Below are 26,664 nucleotides of genomic sequence, written 5' to 3'. Positions count from 1 at the left end.
CTTCGAGATTCCGGGTTCACGCTTCGCGTGCCCCGGAATGACGCCAAGGACGCGCCCGCCTAGAGCGAACGCGCGATCAGGAGCTTCATGATCTCGTTGGTGCCGCCATAGATCTTCTGGATGCGGGAATCGATGAACATGCGCGAAATCGGATATTCCTGCATGTAGCCGTAGCCGCCATGCAGCTGCAGGCATTCGTCGGCGGTCTCGACCTGCTTCTGCGAGCACCACCATTTCGCCATCGACGCTGTCACGGTGTCGAGGTCGCCGGCGACCAGGCGCTCGACGCACCAGTCGACGAACACGCGGGCGATCATCGCCTCGGTCTTGCGCTCGGCGAGCTTGAAGGCGGTGTTCTGGAATTCGAGCAGCGGTTTGCCGAACGCGGTGCGTTCCTTGGTGTACTCGGCGGTGATCCTGACCGCGCGCTCCATCGAGGCCACCGCGCCGATCGCGAGCGACAGCCGCTCCTGCGGCAATTGCTGCATCAGCTGCGCGAAGCCGTTGCCCTCCTCGGCTCCGAGCAGGTTCTCCGGCGGCACCGTGACGTTGTCGAAGAAGAGCTCCGACGTGTCAGACGCGTGCAGCCCGATCTTGTCGAGGTTGCGCCCGCGGCGGTAGCCCTCGGCGCCCGCGGTCTCCACCACGATCAGCGAGATGCCCTTGGCGCCCGGAGCTCCGGTGCGCGCGACCACGATCACGAGATCGGCGGCCTGGCCGTTGGTGATGAAAGTCTTCTGGCCGTTGATGACGTAGGAATTGCCCTGCTTCTTCGCCGTGGTCTTGACGGCCTGCAGATCGGAGCCGGTGCCGGGCTCGGTCATCGCGATGGCACCGACCATCTCGCCCGACGCCATCTTCGGCAGCCAGCGCTTCTTCTGCTCCTCCGAGCCATAGTTGACGATGTAATGCGCCACGATCGCGCTGTGCACGGAGACGCCGGTGGTCAGCTCCGGCACCGTGCTCTCGAGGTCATCGAGCACGGCGGCGTCATAGGCAAAGGTGGCCCCTAAGCCGCCATAGGCCTCGGGCACGCTCGGCAGCAACGCGCCCATCTCGCCGAGCGCGCGCCAGGCAGAGCGGTCGACCAGCTTCTGCTCGCGCCATTTTTCAGCGTGCGGCGCCAGGTCCTTGGCGAGGAATTTGCGGAACTGGTCACGGAAGGTGTCCAGTTCCTCGGTCATCCAGGACGATCGGTAATGCATGATATCCTCGCTACGCATTCTTTCTTGACGCGTTTTCGCGTTTTCTTGACGCGAACCGGTACCCACTTCGCTTGAAAACGCTCTCGTCAGATCAAGAGACCGCCGCCGGCGACGATCACCTGACCGCTGATGTAGTTCGATTCCGGAGCGCAGAACAGATAGACCGCGTCAGCCGCCTCCTCCGGCGTGCCGCCGCGGCCGAGCGGGATCATGCGTCCCATCGCCTCCAGCATCTGCGGCTGGACGCCGACCTTGATGTCGCGGCCGGCGACGTCGATGGTTTTCTGCTGGGTCTCGATCGGCTGGGTCAGGCGGGTGTTGATCAGACCGAACGCCACGCAATTGACGTTGACCTTGTAGCGGCCCCACTCCTTGCACATCGTGCGCGTCAGCCCGATCAGCGAGGCTTTGGCGGACGAATAGCTCGCCTGCCCGGCATTGCCGTAGAGGCCCGCGATCGAGGAGATGTTGACGACCTTGCGGAACACCTCGCGGCCCGCCTCGGCCTCCCTTTTCGCCATCACCCGGATCGGCTCCGACGCCGCGCGCATGATGCGGAACGGCGCGACCAGATGGACGTCGAGCATCGCCTGGAACTGCTCGTCGGTCATCTTCTGGATCGTCGAGTCCCAGGTGTAGCCGGCATTGTTGACGATGATGTCGAGACCGCCGAACTGCTCGATCGCGGCGCCGACGAAGCGATCGGCAAAGCCGGCTTCGGTCACGCTGCCATTGACCGCGATCGCCTCGCCGCCCACGGCCTTGATCTCGGCAACGACTGCATCGCCCGGCTCGGCATCGAGGTCGTTGACCACGACGCGCGCGCCCTCGCTGGCGAGCTTCAACGCAATCGCGCGCCCGATGCCGCGCCCAGAGCCTGAGACGAGCGCGACTTTGCCTTGCAGTTTCGACATGGTTCCTCCCTTGGACGAGATGATCTTGTTTTCTTCACCTCTCCCACATGCGGGAGAGGGAGCACGAGTCCCTGCTTGGCGAGACCCTCTCGCTAAAGCGCGATAACGGCTTCCCCGGCGAGCTTGATCTCGCCGTTCTGATCCCTGGTGGTCAGCGCGAGCTTTGCGCGCTTCTCACCGCCCTGCTCGATCAGCTCGGTCACCGCGCCCTCGCAGGTCAGCTTCGCGCCGAGCTGGGTGATTGCGGCAAAGCGGGTCGAGAACGAGCGGATGCGCGACGGCGCCACCGCGTCGGTCAGCGCCTGGCCGAGATAGCCCATCACCAGCATGCCGTGCGCGAACACGTCGGGGAAGCCGGCCGCCTTCGCGAAGTCGATGTCGACATGGATCGGATTGTGATCGCCCGAGGCGCCGCAATACAGCGCGAGGCGATGGCGGGTGATCGGCGGAAACTCCTTGTGGACGATGATGTCGCCGACCGATGGAACGCGGGCGCTCATGACGGCCTCGCATTGCGCACCACGACGGTGCGCGAGACATCGGCGACATGGACGCCGGTCTGGTTGGTGACCGGGGTGTCGACGACGATCAGCGTCATCGCCCCGCCCTTCTTGTCGGTCACGCCAGTGACGCGCGGGCGGAAGGTCAGGGTGTCGCCGACCATGACGGGCGCGTGATAGTCGAAGCGCTGCTCGCCGTGCAGCACGCGTGCCAAGTCAATGCCGAGCGCGGTCAGGAACTCGAACGGGTCAGGTGCATCCATCATCTCGAGGCAGAACAGATAGGTCGGCGGCACTGGCGCTGCCGTGAAGCCGGCCGCCTGCGCGGTTGCCTCGTCGCGATAGATCGCGTTCGTCTCGCCGAGCGTATCGAGGAAGAAGCGCAGCCGCCCCGGCTCGACGCGCGCGGTCACGGGCGTAAATGTACGCCCGACAGCCGATTGATCGACCATGACGACCTCAGGCGCGTTCGTAGAGCGTCACGACGCAGGCGCCGCCGAGGCCGAGATTGTGCTGCAAGCCGATCCGCGCGCCCTCCACCTGCGTCGCCGCGGCGGTGCCGCGCAGCTGCCGCGTCAGCTCATAGCACTGCGCAAGCCCGGTGGCGCCGAGCGGATGGCCCTTCGACAGCAGCCCGCCGGACGGGTTGGTGACGATCCTGCCGCCATAGGAGTTGTCGCCGTCGTCGATGAATTTCGTGGCCTCGCCCTCGGCGCACAGGCCGAGCCCCTCATAGGTGATCAGCTCGTTGTGCGCGAAGCAGTCGTGCAGCTCGACGACGTCAAGGTCATCAGGCCCGATGCCGGCGGCCTCGTAGACCTTTTTGGCGGCATCGCGCGCCATGTCGTAGCCGACCACCTGCATCATGTCGGAGGCACCGAAGGTCGACGGCGTATCCGTGGTCATCGCCTGCGCCGCGATGCGGACCTGCTTGTTGAGGCCGTGCTGGTCGGCGAATTTCTCCGAGACCAGGATCGCGGCGGCGCCGCCGCAGGTCGGCGGGCACGCCATCAGACGCGTCATCACGCCGGGCCAGATCACCTGGTCGTTCATCACGTCGTCGGCGCTGACCTCTTTGCGGAACAGCGCCAGCGGATTGTTCTTGGCGTGGCGGCTCGCCTTGGCGCGCACTTTTGCAAAGGCGGTGAGCGGCGTGCCGTATTTCTTCATGTGGCTGAGGCCGGCGCCGCCGAAATAGCGCAGCGCCAGCGGCACGCCGGGCGCGTCGACCAGCTTGTCGGCTGCGGCGTCGAAATCGTCGAACGCACTGGGACGGTCGGTGAACACGGCCCCGAGCGCGCCGGGCTTCATCTGCTCGAAGCCGAGCGCCATCACGCAATCGGCCGCGCCTGACTCGATCGCCTGCCGCGCCAGGAACAGCGCGGTCGAGCCGGTCGAGCAGTTGTTGTTGACGTTAACAATCGGGATGCCGGTCATGCCGACCGGATAGAGCGCGCGCTGTCCACAGGTCGAGTCGCCATAGACATAGCCGACATAGGCCTGCTGCACACGACCGTAATCGAGGCCGGCGTCAGCGAGCGCCAGCTTCGCCGCCTCGGCGCCCATCACGTGATACGGCGCATTGGCGCCGGGCTTGACGAACGGGATCATGCCGACCCCGGCAACATAGGTGCGTGACGTCATCGCGTGTCCTCCCGGAAATTACCCACTGGACTATTCATTACCCATGGGTAATATACGGGCGATCTTCCGGAGTCAATGCGACAACAGCCGACGCGATGGACGCCCACTCCCCCTCTTCCAGCAACGAGTCGCCCTGGCTGCCGTTCGAGAGCCGGCGCCGCGCCCGCGACGAGAAGCGCGAGGCGGTGCTGCGCACGGCCGTCGCCCTATTCCTCGAACAGGGCTATCACCGCGCCACGCTGAACGACGTCGCCAAGCGGCTCAACATCACCAAGCCGGCGCTCTACAACTACTTCCGCGGCAAAGACGAGATCCTGTACGAGTGCTGGTCGATCGGCAATGAGCTGGTCGCTGAATGCATTGCCGAAACGTCAACAGGCGGCGGTTCAGGGCTCGACAAGCTGCGCAAGCTCACCGTCCGCTATGCCGAGCTGATGACCGCGGACTACGGCAAGAGCTTGGTCCGCTTCGACATCCGCGATCTCAGCGAGGACAACCGCAAGATCGTGCAGACCGCGAAGCGGCGGATCGACCGCGCCTTCCGCGACTATATCGCACAGGGCGTCGCGGACGGTTCGGTGAAACCCTGCGACCCGAAGCTCGCGGCTTTCGCGATCGCCGGCTCGCTGAACTGGATCGGACACTGGTTCCAGCCGGGCGGCGAGCTGAGCGGACGTGCCGTCGCCGAGGAATTCGCGATCCGTCTCACCGAAGGCATCGCCAAAGCAACAACGCAAATGACACCAACGCGCAAAACAACGGCGCACGAGAAGGCGGACAAACCGCCTCGCAAGGGAAACGCATCAAGGGAGGAGACGAGTGAACATCACACACGGACTGCGGCGCGCGCTGCAGGTCAATCCAAACGGGCTCGCAGTCGTCTGCGGTGAGCGGCGGCGCAACTGGCGCGAGGTCGGCGACCGCGTCGCCCGCCTCGCCGCCGCGATCCGCGGCCTCGGCGCCCAGGACGGCGACCGCGTCGCGATCCTGTCGTTGAACTCCGACCGCTATCTCGAGCTCTACCTCGCCGTCGGCTGGGCCGGCGCCGTGATCGTGCCGCTCAACATCCGCTGGTCTCCGATCGAGAACGAGGACGCACTGCGCGACTGCCGCGCAACGATCCTGTTCGTCGACAAGGCGTTTGCGCCGGTCGTCACGGCGCTGGCAGGCGCCATCCCCAGCCTGCAGCTGGTCTATGCCGACGAGGGCGACACGCCCGCCGGCATGGAGAATTACGAGACGCTCATCGCGCGCAGCGCGCCTGTTCCGGATGCGATGCGCAGCCGCGACGACCTTGCCGGCATCTTCTACACCGGCGGCACCACCGGCCGCTCCAAGGGCGTGATGCTGAGCCACGGTAATCTGATGGCTAACGCGCTCAACGCGCTCGGCGAAGGCCTGTGGCCGAGCAGCACGGTCTACCTGCACGCGGCGCCGATGTTCCACCTCGCCAATGGCGCGGCGATGTATTCGGTGCTGCTGTCCGGCGGCTCCAACGTCGTGATCCAGGGCTTCACGCCTGACGGCGTCGCGGCCGCCGTGCAGAAGGAGCGCATCACCGACGTGCTGCTGGTGCCGACCATGATCCAGATGTTCGTCGATCACCCGACGCTCGGCAATTACGACCTGTCGTCGTTGAAGCGGATCTCCTACGGCGCCTCCGTGATCAGCGACGCCGTGCTGATGCGCGCCATCAAGGCGCTGCCTCATGTCGAGTTCACGCAAGCCTACGGCATGACCGAGCTGTCGCCGATCGCAACCCTGCTGCACTGGAAGGAACATATCGGCGACGGCCGCGCCAAGGGACGGCATCGCGGCGCCGGCCGGGCGACGCTCGGCGCCGAGGTCAAGATCGTCGATACCGAGGACAAGGTTGTGCCGACGGGCACCGTCGGCGAGATCGCGGTGCGCGGCGACATGGTGATGATGGGCTATTGGGAGCGGCCGGAGGAGACCGCGCGCGCCGTGATCGACGGCTGGATGCACACCGGCGACGGCGGCTACATGGACGAAGACGGCTTCGTCTACGTCGTCGACCGCGTCAAGGACATGATCATCTCCGGCGGCGAGAACGTCTATTCGGCCGAGGTCGAGAACGCGCTCGCCCAGCACGCGGCGGTGGCGCAATGCGCCGTGATCGGGATCCCGAGCGAACGCTGGGGCGAGCAGGTTCACGCCGTCGTGGTGATGAAGAGCGGCGCCAGCGCCACGCCGGAAGAGCTGATGGAGCACTGCAAGGTGCTGATCGCCGGCTACAAATGCCCGCGCAGCGTCGACATCACCGCGACGCCGCTGCCGCTCTCCGGCGCCGGCAAGATTTTAAAGCGCGAGCTGCGCAAGCCGTATTGGGAGAACCGCGAACGGCGCGTGAGCTGAGGGACGGCTCTCAACGTCACCCCCGTCGTTCCGGGGCGATGCGAAGCATCGAACCCGGAATCTCGAGATTCCGGGTCTGGCGCTAACGCGCCATCCCGGAATGACGACGTCTCATGACGCCATTCGACCGCGAGCGTTGACATCGGAGCGCACGGCCGATTGGATCGGTTCGAGATTCAATCCAGCGAGTTCCGATGTCCGCACCCGATACCAATGCCGACGGCAAGCCCCGCCGCCTGATGCACCGCCGCTCCGTCGAATGTCTCGGCTATCTCCGCGACGACGGATTGTGGGAAGTCGAGGCGCGGCTGGTCGACACCAAACCCTATGCCCGACAGGACAAGCATCGCGGCCTGCAGCAGCCCGACGATCCCGTGCACGACATCCGCCTGCGGCTCGCGGTCGACGACAGCTTTACGATCCGCGAGACCGGCACCACGATGGCCTCGACGCCCTACCCGTCCTGCCTCGACGTCGAGGGCATCCTGCAGCGCTTGGTCGGCGAACGCATCGGCAAGGGCTGGCGCGAACTGGTCCGTCGCAAGATCGGCAGGCTCGAGACCTGCACCCATCTCGCCGAGCTCCTGGGTCCCGCGGTGACGACGCTGTTCCAGACAGCTACCTCGGGCAAGGACCCGCAGGGCCGCGGCGCGCTCGACCATCAGCGCGACGTCACCGAGCCGCCGTTCTTCGTCGGCGGCTGCTATTCATGGCGGCTGGATGGACCGGTCGTGGCCGAGACATTCCCGCAGTTCGCGCAGAAGCCTGTCGAGGCGAAGCCGGGTTCGTGAGTGGTGCTCCGCCGCTGACCAAGACGCGTGTATGGCGCGCCGCTGCTGGAGCTCAAATGTAGCTCCTCGTCGCAGCTTTATCCCATTCACGTAGATGATCGAACGTGGCATTAGCTCTCCGGCACGCCGGCCATGCGCATTCCCTCATAAAAACGCTTACGCTTGGCGAGCCATACCGGATTGTCGGACAGGAAGACGACATTGACGTCGTATCGACGAATGCTGAAGTTGGGATCAAGTGCCAGTCCGGCTTTGGCACTGGATTGTGCTTCCTCGAGGTCTCCCATCATGGCCAACGCGCCAGCCAAGTGAAAGTGAGCGAGCGCAAAATTGGGATTAGCCTCAATGCTCCGGCGAAGCCAGTCCAGCGCCTCGAGGTCTGCATTGGTGCAGGACATCAACTTGGCCATTCCGACAACCATGATCCAGAGAAAGGCACGCGTATCGCGAGGGGACAGTCGTAACGCCTCTTGAATATGCCCCTCGACTTCCTCGCCACGCCCCAGCGCATGCTTCCCGAGGCCAATAAACCCATGCGCATCGGCCAAATTCCGATCGAGCGCCAGCGCCTGGCGACATTCAGCGATACCCTTTGCAGCGCGGTGTGTCCGAATTTGAACCGCGCCGAGCAACATGTGGGCTCTGGGGTGATTGGGCGCACGCAACAACACGCCATTCAGCGCCTTCTCCGCAGCCCTGAAATATGCCGGTCCGTCATCGGCCATGGAGGAAGAACCGATCGCAAAATCGACCTGAGCCGCGGCAACCGCTGCTTCAATATTGTCGGGATCAAGCGCGAGGGCGCGCATGAAGAAATCCCTTGCTCGCGCCATAACCGCAGGCGCTATTCCTTTGTTCAGGACAGCCCTGCCCTGAAAATAGAGATCCATCGCGTCCGGCTGGGGCAACCGTTCTGCCCGTCGCGCTTCGGCCTTGATAAGCTCGGCGTTCAACGTATTGGCGAGCCGGGATACGATCTCATCCTGCATGTCCAGCAAGTCGGCAGCGGGCTTGTCGAAGCGCTCGGCCCACACGTGGGCTCCAGTTTCCGTGTCAGTCAACTGAACGTTCAGGCGAAAGCGGTTGCCGCCGCGTTGCACCGACCCTTCCAGCGCGTAACGGACATTCAATTCGCGACCGATCTCCCTCACGTCCACCGCCTTGCCCTTGAACGTGAACGCGGTGCCCGGCCGATGACGAACGCGCCGGCGATCCGCGACAGGTCGGTGGTCAAACTGTGAGTCACGCCATCGACGAAATATTCCTGCTCCAAATCTCCGCCAATATTTGTGAACGGTAGAACAACAATGGACAGGTGTGGGATCGAAGATGAACCCGCTGGCTTTCCAGCGTGGTCCGGCATCGACGAAGTCGTGACGCTGGCGGAGGCGGGGCGGTCGGCCTGCTCGCCATCCACGACCAGCATGTAGCCGCGGCGAGGCAAGGTTCTCAGGGCCAATCGGCCCGCCCCTCCCAAGGCCTGCCTGATGTCGCCGATGGCCTGGACAAGAGAGTCTTCCGTGACCTCGCAGTCCGACCAGACCTCATCCAATATCTCGTCCTTATGCACCAGGTGCCCGACGCGTTGCGCGAGGAGCCGCAGCACCGCCCAGGCTTGAGGACGCAACGGCACGATGTCGCCGCGCCCGTCGAGCAGCAATTCGCGAGCCAGATCCAAGGTCCGGTCACCGATCACAATCGAAGGCTGCGATGACTTAAGCAAGAACGCCTCGTTGGGCCATTTCGGAAAATATCGGCAGAATATCGGCGAGGTTTCGGGACCTGGCAGCAATTGTACAGCATCATCTTGCGGCGCGGGATAGCAAAACCGTCCCGAGCAGCGATCCACCAAAAGCGGTCAGCGCCAAGCAGGCCTCCATGATCAGTTCTGTCATCCATACTGCGCTAAGTATTTCAGGTTTCAACCCTTCCCCGGTTGCGGGGACGGACTGGCGATGCGGCCCCGGCGTCACCGACACCGAGATCAGGATCGGCCAATCAATGCCGCACAGCGCGCCGCTTTCGAGCCTGAGCAGGTTTGCCCGGGAGTGCTGGACCGGCACCAACGAGCAACATGAGAGGGAATGATCGATGTCCTCTATCCACGCATCCGCAAGATTGCTGCACCTTATTCAGTCGCAGCGCGTGACCGCGGTCATCTATGTCGCCGCGAAGCTGGGGATCGCTGAGCTCCTGCGCGATAGATCGCGGCCCCTTGGCGAACTCGTCGAGGCGACCGGCGCGAACAAGCAGGCGCTCCGCCGCCTGCTGACCGCGCTTTCGACCATAGGCATTTGCACGGTCGCTGAAGAGCAATACGCATTGACCGAACTGGGGGCTTGCCTTGACGGGGCCGCAACCCAGTCCCTCAAAAACTGGACGATCTTTGAAGGCCAGTTTCTGACCGAATCGTGGACCGGGCTGCTGGACTCGATCATGACCGGCAAGACCGCCGCGCAACTGCTTGGCCACGAAAACAGCTTTGATCTGATGGCGTGCGATCCGGAGATGGTCAGCATATTTAATGCGGCTATGATGGAGGGGACCCGTCTGGCGGTTCCGGATATCCTGGGGGCCTACGACTTCGGTGCGTTCGCTCATCTCATGGATGTCGGCGGCGGCTCCGGCGAACTCGTTGGCGCCATAGCCGAGCAACATCCGCACATCCGAGGGACCATTTTCGACCTTCCCCGCTGCGCCGAATCCGCGACTGGCCACCTGAGGCGCAGCGGGCTCAGTGACCGCGTCGAATTCATGGCCGGCGATTTCTTTCAGACGATTCCATCGATCGCGGATGCCATCGTGATGAAGCACATCATTCACGATTGGAGCGATGAGCGCAGCATGGTCATCCTCGCAAACTGCCGAAGGGCGCTCCCCGGAGGTGGCGTGCTCCTGCTTATCGAACGGATCATGCCGGAATTCCCGAGCGTAAGCGATGCGCACAGGGAACAGACGCTGACCGATCTGCTCATGCTTCGCGGGCCTGGCGGTCTCGAAAGAACGGAAAAGCAGTACGCTTGGCTGTTTCGCGAATCCGGCTTTACTCACACCGCGACCTATCCGGCCGGACGTCTCAGCCTCATCGAGGCAACGGTCACCTGAGCTTTCGAGGTCAGACCATTACTCCCGCGCAATGGAGCAGCGACTGGTTCGAAGGACATCATAGGCAAAAGCATATTTTGGAAGGAACAAGAATGCATCTGCCTGCTGCAAACAAGTCATCGTCGCCCATATTGGAGAACCCGGCGTATAAGGCCGTGTTCGCCAAGGTCGACTGGCGCCTTATACCTTTGCTACTGATCGCCAGCATGGTCGCCTTTCTCGACCGCATCAATATCGGCTTTGCACAGCTTCAGATGAAGCAGACACTGCCATTTGATGATGCAGTCTACGGGCTCGGCGCGGGCATCTTCTTCGTCGGATATTTCCTGTTTGAGGTGCCCAGCAATCTTCTTCTGGAAAGGATCGGCGCGCGCAAGACCCTGTTGCGGATCATGGTGCTCTGGGGATTGGCGGCGACCGCCATGATGTTCGTATCGACGCCGCTCCAGTTCTATGCGGCGAGGTTCTTTCTTGGTGTCTTTGAAGCCGGCTTCTCCCCGGGCGTGCTGCTGTACTTGTCGTATTGGTACCCGTCGGTGAGGCGCGGGCAGGTCATCGCGATCCTTGCGTCGGCGCCCCCCATTATGATGTTCATCGCTGGTCCGCTGTGTGGTTCGATCCTGAAGTATTTCGACGGCGTCAGCGGTCTTTACGGCTGGCAATGGCTGTTTCTGATCCAGGGGCTGCCCGCGCCAATCCTCGGCGTCCTCGTGTATTACCTGCTCAAGGACAAGCCGTTCCAGGCCGCGTGGCTCTCGAAGGGGGAGAAGGCGCTGCTGGACGATGCTTTACAGCATGACGAAGAGAACATCGTCAAGGCGACCTCGGGGACGTTCCGGCAGCTGCTGCGAGACCCGAAGGTCTACCTGTTGTCGCTGGCCTGTTTTTGTCTGCTGGGCGCCAACTACACGATGGTATTCTGGATGCCGACCCTGATCCATAGCTGGGGAGTAAAGGATCCGCTACTGGTCGGCGTCTATCACGCAGTAGCCAACGCTGCGGGTATCGTCTGCATGATACTGATCGGTCGTCACTCGGACAAGCGGCATGAGCGCCGCTGGCACTATGCGACCTGCGTCACGATTGCCGCCGGCGGCTTGTCCTTTCTCATGTTGCTCCACGGCACTTTTGTTGGTTCGATCCTGGCTCTCTCCTTCGCCGTCATCGGGTTTGTGTCAGCGCCGCCGCTCTTCTATGCATTGACCAGTGAGTACCTCTCAGCAGGCGCGGCGGCCGGCGGCCTTGCCCTCGTCACCAGCCTCGGAAACCTCGGTCCGGCGGTAAGCCCGTCGATCACCGGGTTCATCGTGCGGAACACCGGCGACAACATCTATGGCATGTACTTCGTCATGGCGCTGTACTTACTCTCCGGTGCACTCCTGCTGCTGAGCATGCGGCCCGCAACGAATGAGTTGCTCCTGTCGAGGAGTTGACCCATCCTGCCAAGATCAAGCCGCCGCAGCGGAATGCTCGACCACAGCCTGCGGCGGGTTGCGGAAGCCGATGGCGATGCGGTTGTAGGTGTTCATCAGGCCGATCGCGATGGTCAGGTCGACGAGTTGCTTCTCGCTGAAGGTGGCGCGCGCCGCTTCATACGCGTCGTCCGGGATCGCGGTCTCCGCCACGCGGGTGACGGTTTCGGCCCAGGCTAGCGCGGCGCGCTCCTCGTCGTCGAACAGCGCCTCGGCCTCGCGCCAGACCTGCAGCACCGCAAGCTTCTCGACCTTGACGCCCATCTTCAGCAGGCTGCGGGTATGCGAGTCAAGGCAATAGGCGCAGCCGTTGATCTGCGATATCCGCAGATAGACCAGTTCGACGAGCTGCGCGGAGAGCCCGCTTTGCGTGATGTAGCCATAGACGCCACCGAGCGCCTTGATGCCCGCGGGCGCGACCTTGTTGTAATCGATCCGCATGCTCATTGCTTGTGTCCTTCCTTGTCGAACACGGTCAGCGCCTTGTCGTTGCTGTCGACGACGAACACCGCAAGCAGCTTCGCCGGTTCGGTCGCGCTGGCGTTGCGCCCGAGCACGTGATGCGCGCCGGGCGGCTCGAAGAAGCTGTCGCCGGCCCGATAGACATGCGCGGCCTCGCCTTCCAGCTGGCTCTCGATCGCGCCCTGGAGCACGTAGACATAGAGAAACGCCGACTTGGCGTGATGATGCGGCGCCGACGGCTCGGCCGGCGGGAAATTGACCTCGACCGCGATCAGCGACTTGCCGGGAATGTTCGTGATCATATGCTCGAACTTCGGCGTCACCGATTGCGCCATCGCGGGGGTCGCAAGCGCGGCGCAGGCCAGCAGCGTCGTCATCAAGGTCTTCATCTCGTGCCTCCATCGCTACCGGATAGATGCGGGCACAGAGGCCTGAAAAGAAGCACCAAGAATGAACCGAATTGGTGTACCACGAGCCATGCCAAATCCGCTTCCCATCGCGCTCGACCGCTCGGCCAGGACGCCGCTCTCCGAGCAGATCCGCAAGGCGATTGCGGTGGCGATCGACAACGGCGTGCTGGTGCCGGGCGCCCGGCTGCCATCGTGGCTCGACCTCGCCGCGCAGCTCGGCGTTGCGCGCGGCACGGTGCGCGCGGCCTATGACAAGCTATCGGACGCCCAGCATATCGTGTCGTCGAAGGCCAACGGCACCACCGTCGCGAGGCGGCCGCGAACAGCCGCCAAGCCCGATGCGCCGGTCGCTCCCGGCTCGGTCGTGGAGATGTTTCGTGATCTGAGCGGTCAGGGACACTTCCGGATGGGCGTCCCCGCGCAGGATTGCCTCCCCGCCAAGCTGCTGGCGCGAATCCGCGCGCGCGCCGTCCGGGCGGAATTGAGCGCGGTGACGCGCACCATCGATCCGCGCGGCGAGCTCGAATTGAGACGCGAGATCGCGGCGCACCTCGCGATCGCGCGCGGGCTCGAATGCTCGCCCGCGCAAATCGTCATCACCTCGGGATTCGGCGGCGGGCTCGGCCTCGCGCTGCGCGTGCTCGGCCTCGAAGGCCGCCGCGTGTGGATGGAAGACCCGGGATTTCCATTGACGCGAAAGGGCCTCGAGCTCGGCCGGCTGGAGGTCGTCCCGATCCCTGTCGATGCCAACGGCATCGATGTCGACCACGGCCTCAAACACGCCCCCGACGCGGCACTCGCGATCGTGACGCCGGGCCAGCAGGCGCCGCTCGGCCCGCCGCTGTCGCCGCAACGTCGCACGCAGCTGCTCGACTGGGCCGCCCAGACCGGAGCCTTCATCATCGAGGACGACTATCTCGGCGAGTTCCAGCTCGACGGCCGCGCCGCGCCGGCGCTTGCCTCGCTCGACGGCGCCGGCCGGGTGATCCATCTCGGCTCCTTCAGCAAGACCATCTCGCCGACGCTTCGCCTCGGCTTCCTGGTTGCGCCGGAGCCATTGGCGGCGCAGTTCGCCGATGTCGCGACATGCCTGGCCCCCGCTCCCGGACCGGCGGTGCAGCTGTCCACCGCGGAGTTCATGCGCGACGGCCACTACATTCGCCATCTCAGGCGAACCAAGCGGGCCTATTGCGACAACCGCGATGCGCTGACGACGGCGCTACGGAGCTGGAGCAACGACGTGCGGGTTGCCGGCCTCGCCGTCATGCTGACGCTGCCGGACAAGACCGCCGACGTCGAGATCGTCAGGGCACTGCTCGCGCACGGGCTGGCGCCCGCCCCGCTCTCGCCCTGGTATGTCTCACCGAAGCGCGCGCAGCCGGGTCTATTGCTCGGCATAGCAACGGTGCCGGATCGCGGCGTTCCGGCCGCCTGCAAGCGCCTGTTCGAGGTGATCCGCGCCCAAGGTCGCATCCAAGGGGGGCCGGCGCCGCGCCGGATCAGGAAGCCCGCAGCCCGGTGAGCGTCAGGCTCAACGCCTTGAGCCGCTTGCGCGCCTCGGAATCATAGGCCTGGGCATGGGCGCGGGCCTCCCGCTTGCCGTCGAAGAACAGCCCGCTCCGGCCTGCCACATCGTCGTCCTGGACCAGACGCAGGATGGCATCACCGCCCTGCTCGACGGTCGAGATCGGCGTCGCGCCGCTGGCGCGCACCATCGTGGTGTTCATGTAGGTCGCAGGGTGCAGCGAGTTGACGGTCACGCCGGAACCTTCCAGCTCGGCGGCCAGGTCGATGGTGAACATGATCTGCGACAGCTTGCTCTGCGCATAGGCGCGCGCACCGCTGTAGTTCTTCGTGATCATCACGTCGCCGAAATCGATCGGGTGCTGGCCGAGCGACGCGACATTGACGATGCGCGCCGGCGTGCTCGCCTTGAGCCGCGGCAGCAACAGATGCGCGAGCAGGAAGCCGGCGAGATAGTTGACCGCGAAGCGCAGCTCGTGGCCGTCCTTGCTGGTCTGCCGCGCCGGCCCCTCGTTTTGCGAACCGATGCCGGCGTTGCTGACGAACACATCGAGGCGCTCCTGGTCGTCGAGCACCAGCTGGGCGAACTCGCGGACTTCGGCGAGCGAGGACAGATCGGCCTGGTAGAACATCGGCTCGCGGCCGCTGAGGCGCTTGATCTCGTCGGCGAGCGTCTGCGCCCGCTTGGTATCGCGGCCGTGGATCAGGATCCGGGCGCCGGCCGCCGCCAGCTTCATCGCGACGTAGCGGCCGACGCCGTCGGTGGAACCGGTGATCAGCACCGTCTTGCCTGCCATATTCATCGAAATTGCCTTTCGATCGTTCGCCCAGCGCTGTCAGCAAAGATAAAGGCGCCGCGCGGAATTTGCCATGGCATGCCACCGCGCCGGCGGCGCCAAAACGGCGTCCAAAGTCGCCCCGGACACGGGCCCTCTCCGGGAACCGCATGCGTACATCTTGTCGCGCGGCCGGCGGTCGCGCGGCGCCGCGTCGCGCGTCAAGGAGATCGTGTTCTGATATCCTCGACGTGAACGACAAGTCAGGATCGGTAAAGGACCGGAATGTCCTCGATCATTCCAGACACGATGCTGCGAAAGACTCCCTCGCTGGAGCCGTTCGGCATGCTCCTGTTGTTCGGCGCGCTCACCGCGCTGCCGATCGTCCTGACGCTCCGTCTGGTTGAGCCCGCACTCGTGCTGCCCGTGCTCAGCCTGTTGTTGTTCGTCCAGGCAGCCATTACCGCGATTGCGGCGCGCGTGATCCACGTGCGCACAAGCGTGGCGAACCTCACGCTGTGGGATTTTGCCGGCGCGTTCACCTTCATGGGGTGCGCAGCGGCGATCCTCGGCGAGCCGGATCAGGCGGCGCTGTTCTTCGAGGAAGAAGCGGCAATGCGTCCGGTGTCACGACCGTAATCCCAGGCCGGGCCCCTCTGGCAGCCACAAGCTGCGATGTCGGACTGGAACTCAGTTGGAGTGGCCCTGCTTCGACCCGTGACGCGGATAGGCGTCGCGGTGGATTTGCCGTCCGCATGACGGCAAGAGCCGGTTTCGTCGAAAGGGTCCGCTCCCCGACCTCAAGGGGAACATGACCCATGTCCGAACTATTTTCGCCCGAGTTGTTTTCACTCGACGCCCTCAGCGCATTGCTGCAAGTCGTCGTCATCGACCTCGTGCTGGCCGGCGACAACGCCGTCGTGATCGGCCTTGCCGCGGCCGGCCTGCCGGAGAAGCAGCGCGGCAAGGCGATCCTGATCGGCATCGGTGCCGCGACACTGCTGCGCATCATGTTCGCCCTGGTCACTACGCAGCTGATGCAGATCGTCGGCCTGCTGCTGGCCGGCGGCATCCTGCTGTTGTGGGTGTGCTGGAAGATGTGGCGCGAGCTGCGCGCCGACGCGCACGAGACCACTGCCGAACATGCCGATGGCGCAAAGGGCCAGCGCAAGACGCTGTGGCAGGCCACCACGCAGATCATCGTTGCCGACGTCTCGATGTCGCTCGACAACGTGCTGGCGGTCGCGGGCGCGGCGCGCGAGCAGCCGATCGTGCTGGTGTTCGGCCTCGCGCTCTCGATCGCGATGATGGGCGCGGCGGCCTCCTTCATCGCGCGGCTGCTGCAGAACCACCGCTGGATCGCCTATGTCGGCCTCGCCGTGATCCTCTACGTCGCCATCGACATGACGGTTCGCGGAGCGAACGAGATCGCGAAGGTGGCTCCGGTCTGACACCGAAAGCAAAACGGCGGGCCGTTCGGCCCGCCGTTCTGCAAGTCGACAACGCGTGCTGCCTCAGTGGATTTCCGCCGAACGCTTCAGCGCGTCCTTGAGCTTCTCGAGCGAGAACTCCTTGCTGCGCGCGATGTCCAGGATCGGGGTCTCGCGGCGGCCGCAGAGTTCGGCGGCCTCGGGCAGCTTCGCCGCGACCTCATAGGGGATCACGATCGCGCCGTGGCTGTCGGCGTGGATCAGGTCGTCGGAACGCACCGTCATGCCGGCGACGCGGACCTCGCCGCCAAAGCTCTCCGCATGCACCCAGGCGTGCGACGGGCCGATCGAGCCGGCCAGCGCCTGGAAGCCCGGCGCCCATTGCGGGATGTCGCGGATCGAGCCGTCGGTGATGACGCCGAGGCAGCCGAGCGCCTTGTGCACGTTGCTCTGCACCTCGCCCCAGAATGCGCCGTAGCCGACGTCGGGACCGTCGATGTCCTGGATGACAGAGATGCGCGGGCCAAAGCCGGTGCCGACATATTCGTAATATTCGATGCGGCGCTTCGACTGCTCCTCGGCCGAGAGACCGGATTTCAGCACCGAGCGGATCGTCGTGGTGCGGGCGTAGCCGACCATCGGCGGCAGCGTCGGGAACGGGCAGACCAGCGGCTTCACGGTGTAGCCGATCAGACGGCGCTCCGGCGCGACGATCTCCATCGCGTTGCAAATCGTCGGCGTGTCGTAGCGCGCCAACGCTTCAAGGACGGAAGCAGGAAGCGGGGCGGAAGCGGATGTCGTCACGGCGTTTCTCTCCTGATTTTTGGCGTCAGATCATGATGCGTTTCCAGGGAAACGCATCATGATCTCATTTCTTTGTTTGAGCATGATCTTTTCGGAAAACCGGTCTCCACTTTTCCGGATCATGCTCGAGCGGGCCGTCTCAGCCTATAGCCGAGATCGCACGCGAACCCAACCGAGGCACGCTCATGGCTGATATTTGCTGGAATGAAGCAACATCACCGTCACCCCCGCGCAACGGCAAAGCCGTTGTCGCTGGAGGAGGCCGCGCAGCGGCCGTCTCGAAGGGTCGACGGCCTCGCTGGTGGCCGTCCACCCTACGAGGCTCGCTGCGCTCGCGCCTCCAGCGACAAAGGCGAAGCCTTTGCGCGGGGTGACGGGTTACGCTGAGGCATCAGTGCAGATGCGTCGGACGATCGTCGTGGTCACTCTCCGCGACCGGCGCCGTATAGGGAGCAGCGGCCTGCGCCGCCATCGGCGCGCCCGCAGCTTGCGTCTGCGCGGCAAGCTGGCGCTCCTGGTCGCGATAGGACTTCCAGCCCCAGGGCAGGCTGATCAGGTAGAGCACCGAGCCCGCCGACAGGATGTGCCAGGGATAGCCGATCAGCAGTGCGACGAAGAACACCACCGATACGAACACCGGCAGCACCATTTCCGGCGGCACGCGCATCTTCACGGTCTTGCCGGAGAACACCGGCAGCCGCGACACCATCAGGAAGGCGATCAAGAGCGTATAGAACGCCGTCAGCGTCGCCGGCGGCATCGGTACGCCGAGGAAGGCGAGATAGATCGGCAGCAGCACGGTGATCGCACCGGCCGGCGCCGGCACGCCGGTGAAATAGTTGGCGGCGAAGGCCGGCTTGTTCGGATCGTCGATCGAGGCATTAAAACGCGCAAGCCGCAGGCCGCCGGAGATCGCGAACACCATCGCGGCGATCCAGCCGCCATTGTTCAATTCATGCAGCTGCCAGAAATACAGGATCAGGCCCGGCGCCACGCCGAAATTGACGAAGTCGGCCAAGCTGTCGAGCTCGGCGCCGAATTTCGACTGGCCCTTGATCATGCGGGCAACGCGGCCGTCGATGCCGTCGAGGATCGCGGCGAAGACGATGGCGGCGACCGCAAGCTCCATCCGCCCTTCCGTCGACAGCCGGATCGCGGTCAGCCCGGCGCAGATCGCCAGCAGCGTGATCATATTCGGCACCAGCATCCGCACCGGGATCGGGCGGAACCGGCGGCGGCGATACTCGGTGGAATTCGGATCGAATGGCGTCATGGCCTGATGAATATAGCAAGCGCGGCCCGCGTCCGCCATTGCGGCGGGAACCGGCTGATGGGGCTGGCGAAACAGAGTTAATCGGCGCGGTAAGTCCGGCCCGGATCGGCATTGCGGAAATCCGCCAGAATCGTCTCGCCGGCGACCGCAGTCTGCCCCTCGGAGACCAGCGCCTTGGTGCCCTCGGGCAGATAGACGTCGAGCCGCGAGCCGAAGCGGATCAGGCCGAAGCGCTCGCCGGCGCCGATCGACTGGCCTTCCTTGACGAAGCAGACGATGCGCCGCGCCACGAGGCCGGCGATCTGGACCACGCCGATGCGCCCGTTGGAGGTCGAGATCACGAGCGAATTGCGCTCATTGTCCTCACTCGCCTTGTCGAGCTCGGCATTGATGAACGCGCCGGGCCGGTAGGCGATGCGGTCGATGCGGCCGACCACCGGGCTGCGGTTCACATGGCAGTTGAACACGCTCATGAACACCGAGACCCGCGGCAGCGGCTTGTCGCCGAGCCCGAGCTCGGCCGGCGGCAGCGCCTGCACCACCATCGAGACGCGGCCGTCGGCCGGCGATACCACGATGCCGTCGCGCAGCGGCGTCACGCGGACCGGATCGCGGAAGAACAGCGCGCACCAGACGGTCAGCAGCGTCCCGATCCAGCCCAGCGGGGTCCAGATCCAGAACAGGATCAGGCTCGCCAGAGCGAAGCCGCCAATGAAGGGATAGCCCTCCGGGTGGATCGGCGGGATCTGCGCGCGGATGGAATTGGCGATCGACATCAGAGCTCGCTTGCGTTTCCCCGCCCCATTTGGCGGGAGAGGCCCTAAATCGACTATTCCGCGGCGGTCGGCAAGGGTTTCTCACCCGCATCAGGGGTGGAATCCTCCGACGATTCGGTGACCGCCGGCGGCAGCCGATTCGGCGCGGTGCCGTCGTCATCGACCTGGGCGAGCCGTTCGCGGGCCTCCTCGGCCTCGCGTTGCCGGTTCCACATGCTGGCATAGAGGCCGTCGGCGGCCAAAAGCCGCGCGTGGGTGCCGCGCTCGGCGATCCGGCCCTGGTCCAGCACGATGATCTCGTCGGCGCCGACGATGGTCGACAGCCGATGCGCAATCACCAGCGAAGTGCGATTGCGCGAGACCCGCTCCAGCGCGCCCTGGATCTCGTGCTCGGTGTGGCTGTCGAGCGCGGAGGTCGCCTCGTCCAGCACCAGGATCGGCGGCGCCTTCAGCACCGTGCGCGCGATCGCAACGCGCTGCTTCTCGCCGCCGGAGAGTTTCAGGCCGCGCTCGCCGACCTGCGTCTCATAGCCCTGCGGCGACATCCGGATGAAGCCGTCGATCTGCGCAAGGCGCGCCGCCTCCTCCACCTCGTCGTCGCCGGCGTCCCAGCGGCCATAGCGGATGTTGTAGCGGATGGTGTCGTTGAACAGCACGGTGTCCTGCGGCACCATGCCGATCGCCGAGCGCAGCGAGGCTTGCGTCACGGTCTTGATGTCCTGGCCGTCGATCAGGATGCGGCCGCTCGAGACGTCGTAGAGGCGGAACAGCAGCCGCGAGATCGTCGACTTGCCGGCGCCGGAGGGACCGACGATCGCGACCGTCTTGCCGGCCGGCACCTCGAAGCTCAGGCCCTTGAGGATCGGCCGGTCCGTCTCGTAGGCGAAGCGGACATCCTCGAACCGCACGCTGCCGGACGACACCGCGAGCGGCTTGGCCCCCGGAATGTCCTTCACCTCGGGATCGCGCGCCAGCACGTCGAACATCTTCTCGATGTCGATGATCGCCTGCTTGATCTCGCGATAGACCATGCCCATGAAGTTCAGCGGCTGGTAGAGCTGGATCATCATCGAGTTGATCAGCACGAAATCGCCGACGGTGTGGGTGCCGTTGCGGATGCCGAACGCGCACATCAGCATGGTCGCGGTCAGCCCCGCGGTGAAGATGATCGCCTGCCCGGTGTTGAGCACGGCAAGCGAGGTATAGGTCTTCACGCTGGCCTGCTCGTAGCGCTCCATCGAGCGGTCGTAGCGCCGCGCCTCGCGCTCCTCGGCGCCGAAATATTTCACCGTCTCGTAATTGAGCAGCGAGTCGATCGCCTTGGTGTTCGCCTCGGTGTCGGAATCGTTCATCCTGCGACGGATCTCGATCCGCCACTCGGTTGCGATATAGGTGAAGTACATGAACACGACGACCGTGAGCAACACCGCGAGCACGTAGCGCCAGTCGAACTGCCAGAGCAGCACCGCTGCCAGCAGCGCGACCTCGACGATGGTCGGGATCAGCTGCAGGATCACCATCCGCACGATGGTCTCGATGCCGGAGCGGCCGCGCTCCAGCACGCGGGTCAGGCCGCCGGTCTTGCGCTCGAGATGGAAGCGCAGCGACAGCTCATGCATGTGCACGAAGGTGATGTAGGCGAGCCGCCGCACCGCATGCATGGCGACGCGCGCGAAGATGCCGTCGCGCCACTGCGTCAGCACCGCCATGATGATGCGCACCGCGCCGTAGCTGATCGTCATCAGCACCGGCGAGGCGATCAGCCAGACCACCCAGTTCGAGGCCGCAACCGGCGCCGAGCCGGTGCCGTTCAGCGCATCGATCGCCCATTTGAAGGTGAACGGCACCGACAGCGTCGCGAGCTTGGCGAACAGCAGCAGCACCACCGACCAGATCACGCGCGTCTTCAAATCGGCGCGATCGCCGGGCCAGATATAGGGCCAGAGATGAACGAGGGTGCCAAGCAGCGTCCCCTTCTCGGCGGCCGGCGGCGTGGCCGTGGGCTGTGCGGCGCCGGTCACATGCTGTTGCGGCGGCACCATCAGGCGCCCGCCCGCGCGTTCACGGCGCGGCGGTCCGCTGCCACATCTTTTCCACGGTTTGCCATTGTGCCCGTCATATAGATCGTTTGAACGCGGCGTACAGGCTTATGACGAAAATTGTTCGCGATTCGCGGGAATTTACGGGATTTTTTGGCTCTCAATCCCCATATGGGAGTCTTGACCCTGTTTACGCTGCGGTGCCACAAGGATCATATGAACCAAATCAAGACTGTCTGTGTTTATTGTGGCTCCGGCCCCGGTAACAATCCCCGTTTCGTTGAAGCTGCCGTCGCGCTCGGCAAAAGCTTTGCCGAAAACAACGTTCGCCTGGTCTATGGCGGCGGCTCGATCGGCCTGATGGGCGCGGTCGCGAAATCCACGCTCGACCACGGCGGCTCCGTCACCGGCATCATTCCCGAATTCCTGCGCGCGCGCGAGAACGCGCTGACCTCGGTTCAGGAGATGATCGTCACGCCCGACATGCATGAGCGCAAGCGCCTGATGTTCGAGCGCTCGGATGCGTTCGTCGCGCTGCCCGGCGGCATCGGCACGCTGGAGGAGTTGGTCGAGCAATTGACCTGGCAGCAGCTCGGCCGTCACCACAAGCCGATCCTGCTCGCCAACATCGACAATTTCTGGGAGCCCCTGCTCTCGCTTTTGAACCACATGCGCATGACCGAGTTCATCCGCCCGACGCTGCCGATCAACGTCCTGATGGCCGACCGCGTTGACGAGATCCTGCCGCGGCTGCGTTCGGCGGTGGCACGCACGCCCGAGGCCGCAAAGGAACTCGCGCCCGAAGTGGCGCGGCGGCTCTGATTGTTCGGGCGCGCTAACCCTATTCCGTCATGCTGAGGAGCGCGGAACGCGCGTCTCGAAGCATGTACAGCCCGGCTGGTGGCCGTTCGCCCTTCGAGGCGCGCTCCGCGAGCGCCTCAGGACGACGGGGTTAGGTAGCCGCCCCCCAACCTCACTCGCTCGGAAACGTCACGGCCTCGATGCGGTTGCCGTCGGGATCGAGGACGAAGGCCGCATAGTAGCGCACGCGGTCGTGCGGGCGCAGGCCCGGAGGGCCATCGGAGAGGCCGCCGGACGCCAGCGCGGCGGCGTGGAAGGCATCGACCTCGGCGGTGGTCTTCGCGCGCAGGCAGATATGGGTGCCGCTCTCATGCGGCACCTGCGCCATCGCGGCGCGCAGATTGATCCAGAATTCGGGATAGGCCTTGCCGAAGCCGATCGTCGCGGGCCGCGTGACGAGGCGGCTCAGGCCAAGCGCGGCCAGCGTTGGTTCATAGAACCGCGCGGCACGTTCGAGATCGCGGATGCCGACGGAGACGTGGTCGATCATGTCTGTCCTCCTCTATCCGTCATTCCGGGGCGGTGCGCAGCACCGAACCCGGAATCTCGAGATTCCGGGTCTAGTCCTACGGACCATCCCGGAATGACAGCCTAAGCCTCACGCCTGCGCGCCTGACCTCACCAGCTTGTAGAACACCGAATCCATCAGCGCCTGGAATGAGGCGTCGATGATGTTGGGCGAGACGCCGACCGTGGTCCAGCTCTCGCCGGTCTCGTCCTCGCTCTCGATCAAGACGCGCGTGACCGCCTCGGTGCCGCCATTGAGGATACGCACGCGGTAGTCGATCAGCTTCAGGCCATCGATATATTTCTGGTACTTGCCGAGATCCTTGCGCAGCGCGACGTCGAGCGCGTTGACCGGGCCGTTGCCTTCGGCGGCCGAGATCAGCCGCTCGCCGTCGACATCGACCTTCACCACTGCGAGCGCCACGGTGACCCGCTGGCCGTTGGCGTTGTAGCGCTGCTCGACATTGACGTCGAACTGCTCGACCTTGAAATATTCCGGTACCTTGCCCAGCGTGCGCCGTGCCAGCAGATCGAACGACGCGTTGGCGGATTCATAGGCAAAGCCGGCCGCCTCGCGCTCCTTCAATTCCTCGACCAGGCGCGTCAGGCGCGGATCGCTCTTGTCGTAGGCGATGCCGGCGCGGTCGAGCTCGGCCATCACGTTGGAACGGCCGGCCTGATCGGACACCAGCACCTTGCGGTGATTGCCAACGGAATCCGGCAGCACGTGCTCATAGGTCTGCGGGTCCTTCATGACAGCGGAGGCATGGATGCCGGTCTTGGTGACGAACGCGCTTTCGCCGACATAGGCCGCATGGCGGTTGGGCGCGCGGTTCAGCATGTCGTCGAGCGTGCGCGACACCTTCACCAGCGTTGCCAGCTTCTCCGTGGTGACGCCGATCTCGAACTTGTCGGCAAACTCCTGCTTCAGCTTCAAGGTCGGGATCAGCGAGCAGAGGTTGGCGTTGCCACAGCGCTCGCCGAGGCCGTTGAGCGTGCCCTGGATCTGCCGCGCGCCGGCCCGCACCGCGGCGAGCGAATTGGCGACCGCCTGCTCGGTGTCGTTATGGGCGTGGATGCCGAGATGGGCGCCGGGCACGTGCTTGACGACATCGCCGACGATGGTCTCGATCTCATGCGGCATGGTGCCGCCATTGGTGTCGCACAGCACCACCCAGCGGGCGCCGGACTGATAGGCCGCCTTGGCGCAGGCGAGCGCGTAGTCGCGGTTCTCCTTGTAGCCGTCGAAGAAATGCTCGCAGTCGACCATCACCTCGCGGCCGAGCGCTTTCGCGGCCGCGACGCTGTCGCGGATCGAGGCGAGGTTCTCCTCATTCGTGGTCTCGAGCGCGACGCGGACCTGGTAGGCGGAGGATTTTGCGACGAAGCAGATCGCGTCCGCCTTGGCCTCGAGGATGCCGGCAAGCCCGGGATCGTTCGACGCCGAGCGGCCCGGCCGCCGCGTCATGCCGAACGCGGTGAAGCGTGCGTGGTCGAACGCCGGCTTCTTGCTGAAGAACTCGGTGTCGGTCGGATTGGCGCCGGGATAGCCGCCCTCGACATAGTCGATGCCGAGCGCGTCGAGCATGCCTGATATCACCTGCTTGTCCTGCAGGGTGAAGTCTACGCCGTTGGTCTGCGCGCCGTCGCGCAGCGTGGTGTCGAACAGATAGAGGCGCTCGCGGCTCACGCGTGGCCTCCCGGGGTCGCGACACCATCGAGCTGCTTCTGCATCGTGGTGTTGGCGAGCCACTCGTCGTTGATAGTGACAGAGTTGCGCTGCTGGGCGACGTAGCCGCGCTTACGGAAGAATTCCAGCGCAGTGTCGCTGGCATCGACCTTCAGGGTCTTGGTGCCGCGGGCGCTCGCGATTTTCTCCAGCGCATCGCACAGCGCGCTGCCGACGCCCTGCCCGACCGCGCTCGGATGCACATAGAGCATGTCGATGAGATCGGCGCCCTTCAGCGAGGCGAAACCGACCGGGGCGCCCTGCAAGGTCGCGATCAGCGTGAGCTGGCCGGCGAGCTTCTTGCCGAACGCCTGCTCGTCGTCGGCGGCCATCGCCCAGGCTTCCTGCTGCGCCTCGCTGTAATCGTCGCCGGTCAGGTCCATGATCGAGGCCGCGAAGATCGCCGCCAGCAGCGGCGCGTCGTCGGGCAGATACGGGCGCAAGGCGGGCGCGGAGCGGCTCATCGCGCGATCTCCCAGGTGGTGATCGGCTTTCCTCCGGCATCCTTGCCATCCTTGATCGCCACGCCCATCGCGGCGAGCTGATCGCGGATCCGATCGGATTCCTTGAAGTCCTTGCGCGCCCGCGCCGCGGTTCGCTCGGCGATCAGCGCCTCGACGGCTGTGGCATCGACGCCGCTCGCATGCTGCTTGCGGGCCGCCCACGCCGCCGCGCTCTCCGACAGGAAGCCAAGCAGCCGGAGCGAGCCGGCAAACTCCTTGCGGCTCTGTTCGCTGCTCGACGCAGCACTGCGCAGGCCGTGCAGCACCGCCATCGCCTGCGCCGTGTTGAGGTCGTCGTAGAGCGCCTCGACCATCGCCGGCGACGGCGCGCCAGGCTCGGCGTCGGCCGCGACCGCGTACCAGTCGTCGAGTGTCTTCGCGGCCTCCTCGGTGGCCTTGGCGGTCCAGTCGAGCGGCGAACGATAGTGCGTCTTCAGCATGGCAAGCCGCAGCACCTCGCCGGGCCAATCGGCCAGGAGATCGCGGATCGTGAAGAAGTTGCCGAGCGACTTCGACATCTTCTCGCTTTCGATCTGCAGGAAGCCGTTGTGCATCCAGACATTGGCCATGCGGTCGGAGTGGAACGCGCAGCAAGTCTGCGCGAGCTCGTTCTCATGGTGCGGGAACACCAGGTCGATGCCGCCGCCATGGATGTCGAACTTCTCGCCGAGATGCTTCCAGGCCATTGCCGAGCACTCGATGTGCCAGCCGGGGCGGCCCTCGACCTTGATGCCTGCGGGCGATGGCCATGACGGCTCGCCCGGCTTCGACGGCTTCCACAGTACGAAGTCGGTGTTGTCGCGCTTGTAGGGCGCGACGTCGACCCGGGCGCCGGCGATCATCTCGTCGAGCGAACGCTTCGACAGCGCGCCGTAACGCCGCAGCGCCGAATTGGCCGCGTTCATCGCCTGCGGCGAGAACAGCACGTGATCCTCGGCGACATAGGCAAAGCCGCCGGCGACCAGCTTCTCGATGATGGCGCGCATCTCCGGGATGTGCTCGGTGGCGCGCGGCTGCACGGTCGGCGGCAAGCAGCCGAGCGCGGTGACGTCGTCCTGATACTGCTGATAGGTCAGCTCGGTGACCTTGCGGATCGCCTCGTTCAGCGGCACGCCGGGATAATCCCGCGCCGCGCGGACGTTGATCTTGTCGTCGACGTCGGTGACGTTGCGGACATAGGTCACGTGACCGGCGCCATAGCGATGGCGCAGCACGCGAAACAGCACGTCGAAAACGATGGCGGCGCGGCCGTTGCCGATGTGGGCGAAGTCGTAGACCGTCGGTCCGCAGGCATACATGCGGACGTTGTCTGCATCGAGCGGCACAAACGGCCGCTTCTCCCGGGTCAGCGTATCGTAGAGGCGCAAATCCATGGAAACCGTTCCCTTGCGGCCGGGCGGTCCAATACTCTCATGTGTTGAGAAAAGACGGCCTCAGCCAGCGAATCGCTAGCTCATAATCTCGCGGCAAATGCTGCAGATGGCGAGGTGGCCGTTCATGGTTCCACCATGTCTCACGGCCCCATTATTGCGTCAAGGGGCTGTTTTCGGGCGGGTTTGCCAG

General features: G+C 64.8%; 28 protein-coding genes. 9 read left to right on the top strand and 19 right to left on the bottom strand.

The window, feature by feature from the left end:
- Nucleotides 1-59 precede the first annotated feature (59 nt).
- The 5 genes from QA639_RS18355 to QA639_RS18335 form a co-directional block, all read right to left on the bottom strand.
- The gene (locus tag QA639_RS18355) at nucleotides 60-1,205 is read right to left on the bottom strand and encodes an acyl-CoA dehydrogenase family protein (RefSeq protein WP_028334280.1); all 1,146 of its coding nucleotides are present in this window, start codon (nucleotides 1,203-1,205) and stop codon (nucleotides 60-62) included.
- Between the two features lie 86 nt (nucleotides 1,206-1,291).
- On the bottom strand, nucleotides 1,292-2,119 hold the full coding sequence (locus QA639_RS18350) for an SDR family NAD(P)-dependent oxidoreductase (RefSeq protein ID WP_157341366.1): 828 nt from the start codon (nucleotides 2,117-2,119) through the stop codon (nucleotides 1,292-1,294).
- A 92-nt stretch (nucleotides 2,120-2,211) separates the two neighbouring features.
- Complete coding sequence (locus QA639_RS18345) at nucleotides 2,212-2,619, bottom strand: MaoC family dehydratase (protein WP_157341368.1); 408 nt, start codon at nucleotides 2,617-2,619, stop codon at nucleotides 2,212-2,214.
- Entirely contained in the window at nucleotides 2,616-3,071 is a 456-nt protein-coding gene (locus tag QA639_RS18340; protein WP_028334277.1) for a MaoC family dehydratase N-terminal domain-containing protein, read from the bottom strand. Before QA639_RS18340 ends, QA639_RS18345 begins: the two co-directional genes overlap by 4 nt.
- Nucleotides 3,072-3,078: 7 nt before the next feature.
- A complete protein-coding gene (locus QA639_RS18335) occupies nucleotides 3,079-4,263 on the bottom strand; it encodes a lipid-transfer protein (RefSeq protein ID WP_157341370.1) in 1,185 nt (394 codons plus the stop codon).
- Between QA639_RS18335 and QA639_RS18330 the strand changes: the two genes are divergently transcribed.
- From QA639_RS18330 to QA639_RS18320, 3 genes are all read left to right on the top strand, one after another.
- Nucleotides 4,254-5,153, top strand: coding sequence for a TetR/AcrR family transcriptional regulator (locus QA639_RS18330; RefSeq protein WP_428841166.1), 900 nt, complete (start codon nucleotides 4,254-4,256; stop codon nucleotides 5,151-5,153). The genes QA639_RS18335 and QA639_RS18330 overlap by 10 nt on opposite strands.
- Nucleotides 5,083-6,639: an acyl-CoA synthetase gene (locus QA639_RS18325; protein ID WP_283090405.1), complete on the top strand. Its 1,557-nt coding sequence runs from the start codon at nucleotides 5,083-5,085 to the stop codon at nucleotides 6,637-6,639. The genes QA639_RS18330 and QA639_RS18325 overlap by 71 nt, the downstream gene beginning before the upstream one ends.
- 194 nt (nucleotides 6,640-6,833) lie before the next feature.
- A complete protein-coding gene (locus QA639_RS18320) occupies nucleotides 6,834-7,430 on the top strand; it encodes a DUF2889 domain-containing protein (RefSeq protein WP_157341374.1) in 597 nt (198 codons plus the stop codon).
- Nucleotides 7,431-7,540: 110 nt separating this feature from the next.
- Here QA639_RS18320 and QA639_RS18315 read toward each other — a convergent pair whose 3' ends face one another.
- From QA639_RS18315 to QA639_RS18305, 3 genes are all read right to left on the bottom strand, one after another.
- On the bottom strand, nucleotides 7,541-8,581 hold the full coding sequence (locus tag QA639_RS18315) for a tetratricopeptide repeat protein (protein ID WP_283090404.1): 1,041 nt from the start codon (nucleotides 8,579-8,581) through the stop codon (nucleotides 7,541-7,543).
- Nucleotides 8,578-9,153: a winged helix-turn-helix domain-containing protein gene (locus QA639_RS18310; RefSeq protein WP_283090403.1), complete on the bottom strand. Its 576-nt coding sequence runs from the start codon at nucleotides 9,151-9,153 to the stop codon at nucleotides 8,578-8,580. The genes QA639_RS18315 and QA639_RS18310 overlap by 4 nt, the downstream gene beginning before the upstream one ends.
- A 79-nt stretch (nucleotides 9,154-9,232) precedes the next feature.
- Nucleotides 9,233-9,493, bottom strand: a complete 261-nt coding sequence (locus tag QA639_RS18305) for a hypothetical protein (protein WP_283090402.1) — start codon at nucleotides 9,491-9,493, stop codon at nucleotides 9,233-9,235.
- Nucleotides 9,494-9,521: 28 nt separating this feature from the next.
- Here QA639_RS18305 and QA639_RS18300 point away from each other — a divergent pair, with 28 nt between their 5' ends.
- Together QA639_RS18300 and QA639_RS18295 are read left to right on the top strand one after the other, a co-directional pair.
- Entirely contained in the window at nucleotides 9,522-10,535 is a 1,014-nt protein-coding gene (locus QA639_RS18300) for a methyltransferase (protein ID WP_283090401.1), read from the top strand.
- A 92-nt stretch (nucleotides 10,536-10,627) separates the two neighbouring features.
- Nucleotides 10,628-11,968, top strand: a complete 1,341-nt coding sequence (locus QA639_RS18295; RefSeq protein WP_283090400.1) for an MFS transporter — start codon at nucleotides 10,628-10,630, stop codon at nucleotides 11,966-11,968.
- 15 nt (nucleotides 11,969-11,983) lie between these two features.
- Here the strand turns inward: QA639_RS18295 and QA639_RS18290 are convergent, their stop codons facing one another.
- Together QA639_RS18290 and QA639_RS18285 are read right to left on the bottom strand one after the other, a co-directional pair.
- Nucleotides 11,984-12,454, bottom strand: a complete 471-nt coding sequence (locus QA639_RS18290; RefSeq protein WP_283090399.1) for a carboxymuconolactone decarboxylase family protein — start codon at nucleotides 12,452-12,454, stop codon at nucleotides 11,984-11,986.
- On the bottom strand, nucleotides 12,451-12,858 hold the full coding sequence (locus tag QA639_RS18285; RefSeq protein WP_283090398.1) for a cupin domain-containing protein: 408 nt from the start codon (nucleotides 12,856-12,858) through the stop codon (nucleotides 12,451-12,453). The genes QA639_RS18290 and QA639_RS18285 overlap by 4 nt, the downstream gene beginning before the upstream one ends.
- Nucleotides 12,859-12,946: 88 nt before the next feature.
- Between QA639_RS18285 and pdxR the strand changes: the two genes are divergently transcribed.
- Nucleotides 12,947-14,401: a MocR-like pyridoxine biosynthesis transcription factor PdxR gene (gene pdxR / locus QA639_RS18280; protein ID WP_283090397.1), complete on the top strand. Its 1,455-nt coding sequence runs from the start codon at nucleotides 12,947-12,949 to the stop codon at nucleotides 14,399-14,401.
- On the opposite strand, the gene QA639_RS18275 is transcribed toward pdxR, so the two are convergent.
- Nucleotides 14,379-15,206, bottom strand: a complete 828-nt coding sequence (locus tag QA639_RS18275; RefSeq protein ID WP_283090396.1) for an SDR family NAD(P)-dependent oxidoreductase — start codon at nucleotides 15,204-15,206, stop codon at nucleotides 14,379-14,381. The two genes, pdxR and QA639_RS18275, sit on opposite strands and share 23 nt — an antisense overlap.
- Before the next feature lie 258 nt (nucleotides 15,207-15,464).
- Between QA639_RS18275 and QA639_RS18270 the strand changes: the two genes are divergently transcribed.
- Nucleotides 15,465-15,818 carry a hypothetical protein gene (locus QA639_RS18270; protein ID WP_283090395.1) on the top strand — a complete coding sequence of 118 codons (354 nt, stop codon included), beginning with the start codon at nucleotides 15,465-15,467 and terminating at the stop codon, nucleotides 15,816-15,818.
- A gap of 179 nt (nucleotides 15,819-15,997) precedes the next feature.
- Nucleotides 15,998-16,630, top strand: coding sequence for a TerC family protein (locus QA639_RS18265; protein WP_028334265.1), 633 nt, complete (start codon nucleotides 15,998-16,000; stop codon nucleotides 16,628-16,630).
- Nucleotides 16,631-16,693: 63 nt separating this feature from the next.
- On the opposite strand, the gene QA639_RS18260 is transcribed toward QA639_RS18265, so the two are convergent.
- From QA639_RS18260 to QA639_RS18245, 4 genes are all read right to left on the bottom strand, one after another.
- On the bottom strand, nucleotides 16,694-17,413 hold the full coding sequence (locus QA639_RS18260) for an RraA family protein (RefSeq protein ID WP_028334264.1): 720 nt from the start codon (nucleotides 17,411-17,413) through the stop codon (nucleotides 16,694-16,696).
- 391 nt (nucleotides 17,414-17,804) lie between these two features.
- The gene (gene pssA / locus QA639_RS18255) at nucleotides 17,805-18,686 is read right to left on the bottom strand and encodes a CDP-diacylglycerol--serine O-phosphatidyltransferase (protein ID WP_038377503.1); all 882 of its coding nucleotides are present in this window, start codon (nucleotides 18,684-18,686) and stop codon (nucleotides 17,805-17,807) included.
- A gap of 77 nt (nucleotides 18,687-18,763) precedes the next feature.
- Nucleotides 18,764-19,462: a phosphatidylserine decarboxylase gene (locus QA639_RS18250; RefSeq protein ID WP_016846296.1), complete on the bottom strand. Its 699-nt coding sequence runs from the start codon at nucleotides 19,460-19,462 to the stop codon at nucleotides 18,764-18,766.
- Between the two features lie 53 nt (nucleotides 19,463-19,515).
- Nucleotides 19,516-21,504, bottom strand: coding sequence for an ABCB family ABC transporter ATP-binding protein/permease (locus QA639_RS18245; RefSeq protein WP_157341388.1), 1,989 nt, complete (start codon nucleotides 21,502-21,504; stop codon nucleotides 19,516-19,518).
- Nucleotides 21,505-21,717: 213 nt separating this feature from the next.
- Between QA639_RS18245 and QA639_RS18240 the strand changes: the two genes are divergently transcribed.
- Entirely contained in the window at nucleotides 21,718-22,323 is a 606-nt protein-coding gene (locus tag QA639_RS18240) for an LOG family protein (protein ID WP_028334261.1), read from the top strand.
- 151 nt (nucleotides 22,324-22,474) lie between these two features.
- Here the strand turns inward: QA639_RS18240 and QA639_RS18235 are convergent, their stop codons facing one another.
- The 4 genes from QA639_RS18235 to cysS all read right to left on the bottom strand — a co-directional run bounded on the left by QA639_RS18235 (nucleotide 22,475) and on the right by cysS (nucleotide 26,474).
- Nucleotides 22,475-22,852, bottom strand: coding sequence for a VOC family protein (locus tag QA639_RS18235; RefSeq protein WP_157341390.1), 378 nt, complete (start codon nucleotides 22,850-22,852; stop codon nucleotides 22,475-22,477).
- A 108-nt stretch (nucleotides 22,853-22,960) separates the two neighbouring features.
- On the bottom strand, nucleotides 22,961-24,559 hold the full coding sequence (gene cimA / locus QA639_RS18230; protein ID WP_283090394.1) for a citramalate synthase: 1,599 nt from the start codon (nucleotides 24,557-24,559) through the stop codon (nucleotides 22,961-22,963).
- On the bottom strand, nucleotides 24,556-25,062 hold the full coding sequence (locus QA639_RS18225) for a GNAT family N-acetyltransferase (protein WP_168859235.1): 507 nt from the start codon (nucleotides 25,060-25,062) through the stop codon (nucleotides 24,556-24,558). Before QA639_RS18225 ends, cimA begins: the two co-directional genes overlap by 4 nt.
- Nucleotides 25,059-26,474 (bottom strand): cysteine--tRNA ligase, encoded by a 1,416-nt coding sequence (cysS, locus tag QA639_RS18220; RefSeq protein ID WP_283090393.1) that lies wholly within the window; start codon nucleotides 26,472-26,474, stop codon nucleotides 25,059-25,061. The genes QA639_RS18225 and cysS overlap by 4 nt, the downstream gene beginning before the upstream one ends.
- Nucleotides 26,475-26,664: the final 190 nt, after the last annotated feature.

The sequence above is a fragment of the Bradyrhizobium pachyrhizi genome (genome assembly GCF_029714545.1).
Classification (GTDB): Bacteria; Pseudomonadota; Alphaproteobacteria; order Rhizobiales; family Xanthobacteraceae; genus Bradyrhizobium; species Bradyrhizobium pachyrhizi.
This window is presented reverse-complemented; position numbering and strand designations above follow the sequence as displayed.

What these genes read in the sequence shown, in the direction of transcription:
- QA639_RS18275 (WP_283090396.1), bottom strand. Translation starts at nt 15,206, where the DNA reads ATGAATATGGCAGGCAAGACGGTGCTGATCACCGGTTCCACCGACGGC.
- QA639_RS18320 (WP_157341374.1), top strand. Translation starts at nt 6,834, where the DNA reads ATGTCCGCACCCGATACCAATGCCGACGGCAAGCCCCGCCGCCTGATG.
- QA639_RS18300 (WP_283090401.1), top strand. Translation starts at nt 9,522, where the DNA reads ATGTCCTCTATCCACGCATCCGCAAGATTGCTGCACCTTATTCAGTCG.
- QA639_RS18240 (WP_028334261.1), top strand. Translation starts at nt 21,718, where the DNA reads ATGAACCAAATCAAGACTGTCTGTGTTTATTGTGGCTCCGGCCCCGGT.
- QA639_RS18295 (WP_283090400.1), top strand. Translation starts at nt 10,628, where the DNA reads ATGCATCTGCCTGCTGCAAACAAGTCATCGTCGCCCATATTGGAGAAC.
- QA639_RS18250 (WP_016846296.1), bottom strand. Translation starts at nt 19,462, where the DNA reads ATGTCGATCGCCAATTCCATCCGCGCGCAGATCCCGCCGATCCACCCG.
- QA639_RS18290 (WP_283090399.1), bottom strand. Translation starts at nt 12,454, where the DNA reads ATGAGCATGCGGATCGATTACAACAAGGTCGCGCCCGCGGGCATCAAG.
- QA639_RS18245 (WP_157341388.1), bottom strand. Translation starts at nt 21,504, where the DNA reads ATGGTGCCGCCGCAACAGCATGTGACCGGCGCCGCACAGCCCACGGCC.
- pssA (WP_038377503.1), bottom strand. Translation starts at nt 18,686, where the DNA reads ATGACGCCATTCGATCCGAATTCCACCGAGTATCGCCGCCGCCGGTTC.
- pdxR (WP_283090397.1), top strand. Translation starts at nt 12,947, where the DNA reads ATGCCAAATCCGCTTCCCATCGCGCTCGACCGCTCGGCCAGGACGCCG.
- QA639_RS18355 (WP_028334280.1), bottom strand. Translation starts at nt 1,205, where the DNA reads ATGCATTACCGATCGTCCTGGATGACCGAGGAACTGGACACCTTCCGT.
- QA639_RS18265 (WP_028334265.1), top strand. Translation starts at nt 15,998, where the DNA reads ATGTCCGAACTATTTTCGCCCGAGTTGTTTTCACTCGACGCCCTCAGC.
- QA639_RS18285 (WP_283090398.1), bottom strand. Translation starts at nt 12,858, where the DNA reads ATGAAGACCTTGATGACGACGCTGCTGGCCTGCGCCGCGCTTGCGACC.
- QA639_RS18270 (WP_283090395.1), top strand. Translation starts at nt 15,465, where the DNA reads ATGTCCTCGATCATTCCAGACACGATGCTGCGAAAGACTCCCTCGCTG.
- QA639_RS18235 (WP_157341390.1), bottom strand. Translation starts at nt 22,852, where the DNA reads ATGATCGACCACGTCTCCGTCGGCATCCGCGATCTCGAACGTGCCGCG.
- QA639_RS18350 (WP_157341366.1), bottom strand. Translation starts at nt 2,119, where the DNA reads ATGTCGAAACTGCAAGGCAAAGTCGCGCTCGTCTCAGGCTCTGGGCGC.
- cysS (WP_283090393.1), bottom strand. Translation starts at nt 26,474, where the DNA reads ATGGATTTGCGCCTCTACGATACGCTGACCCGGGAGAAGCGGCCGTTT.
- QA639_RS18225 (WP_168859235.1), bottom strand. Translation starts at nt 25,062, where the DNA reads ATGAGCCGCTCCGCGCCCGCCTTGCGCCCGTATCTGCCCGACGACGCG.
- QA639_RS18345 (WP_157341368.1), bottom strand. Translation starts at nt 2,619, where the DNA reads ATGAGCGCCCGCGTTCCATCGGTCGGCGACATCATCGTCCACAAGGAG.
- QA639_RS18335 (WP_157341370.1), bottom strand. Translation starts at nt 4,263, where the DNA reads ATGACGTCACGCACCTATGTTGCCGGGGTCGGCATGATCCCGTTCGTC.
- QA639_RS18340 (WP_028334277.1), bottom strand. Translation starts at nt 3,071, where the DNA reads ATGGTCGATCAATCGGCTGTCGGGCGTACATTTACGCCCGTGACCGCG.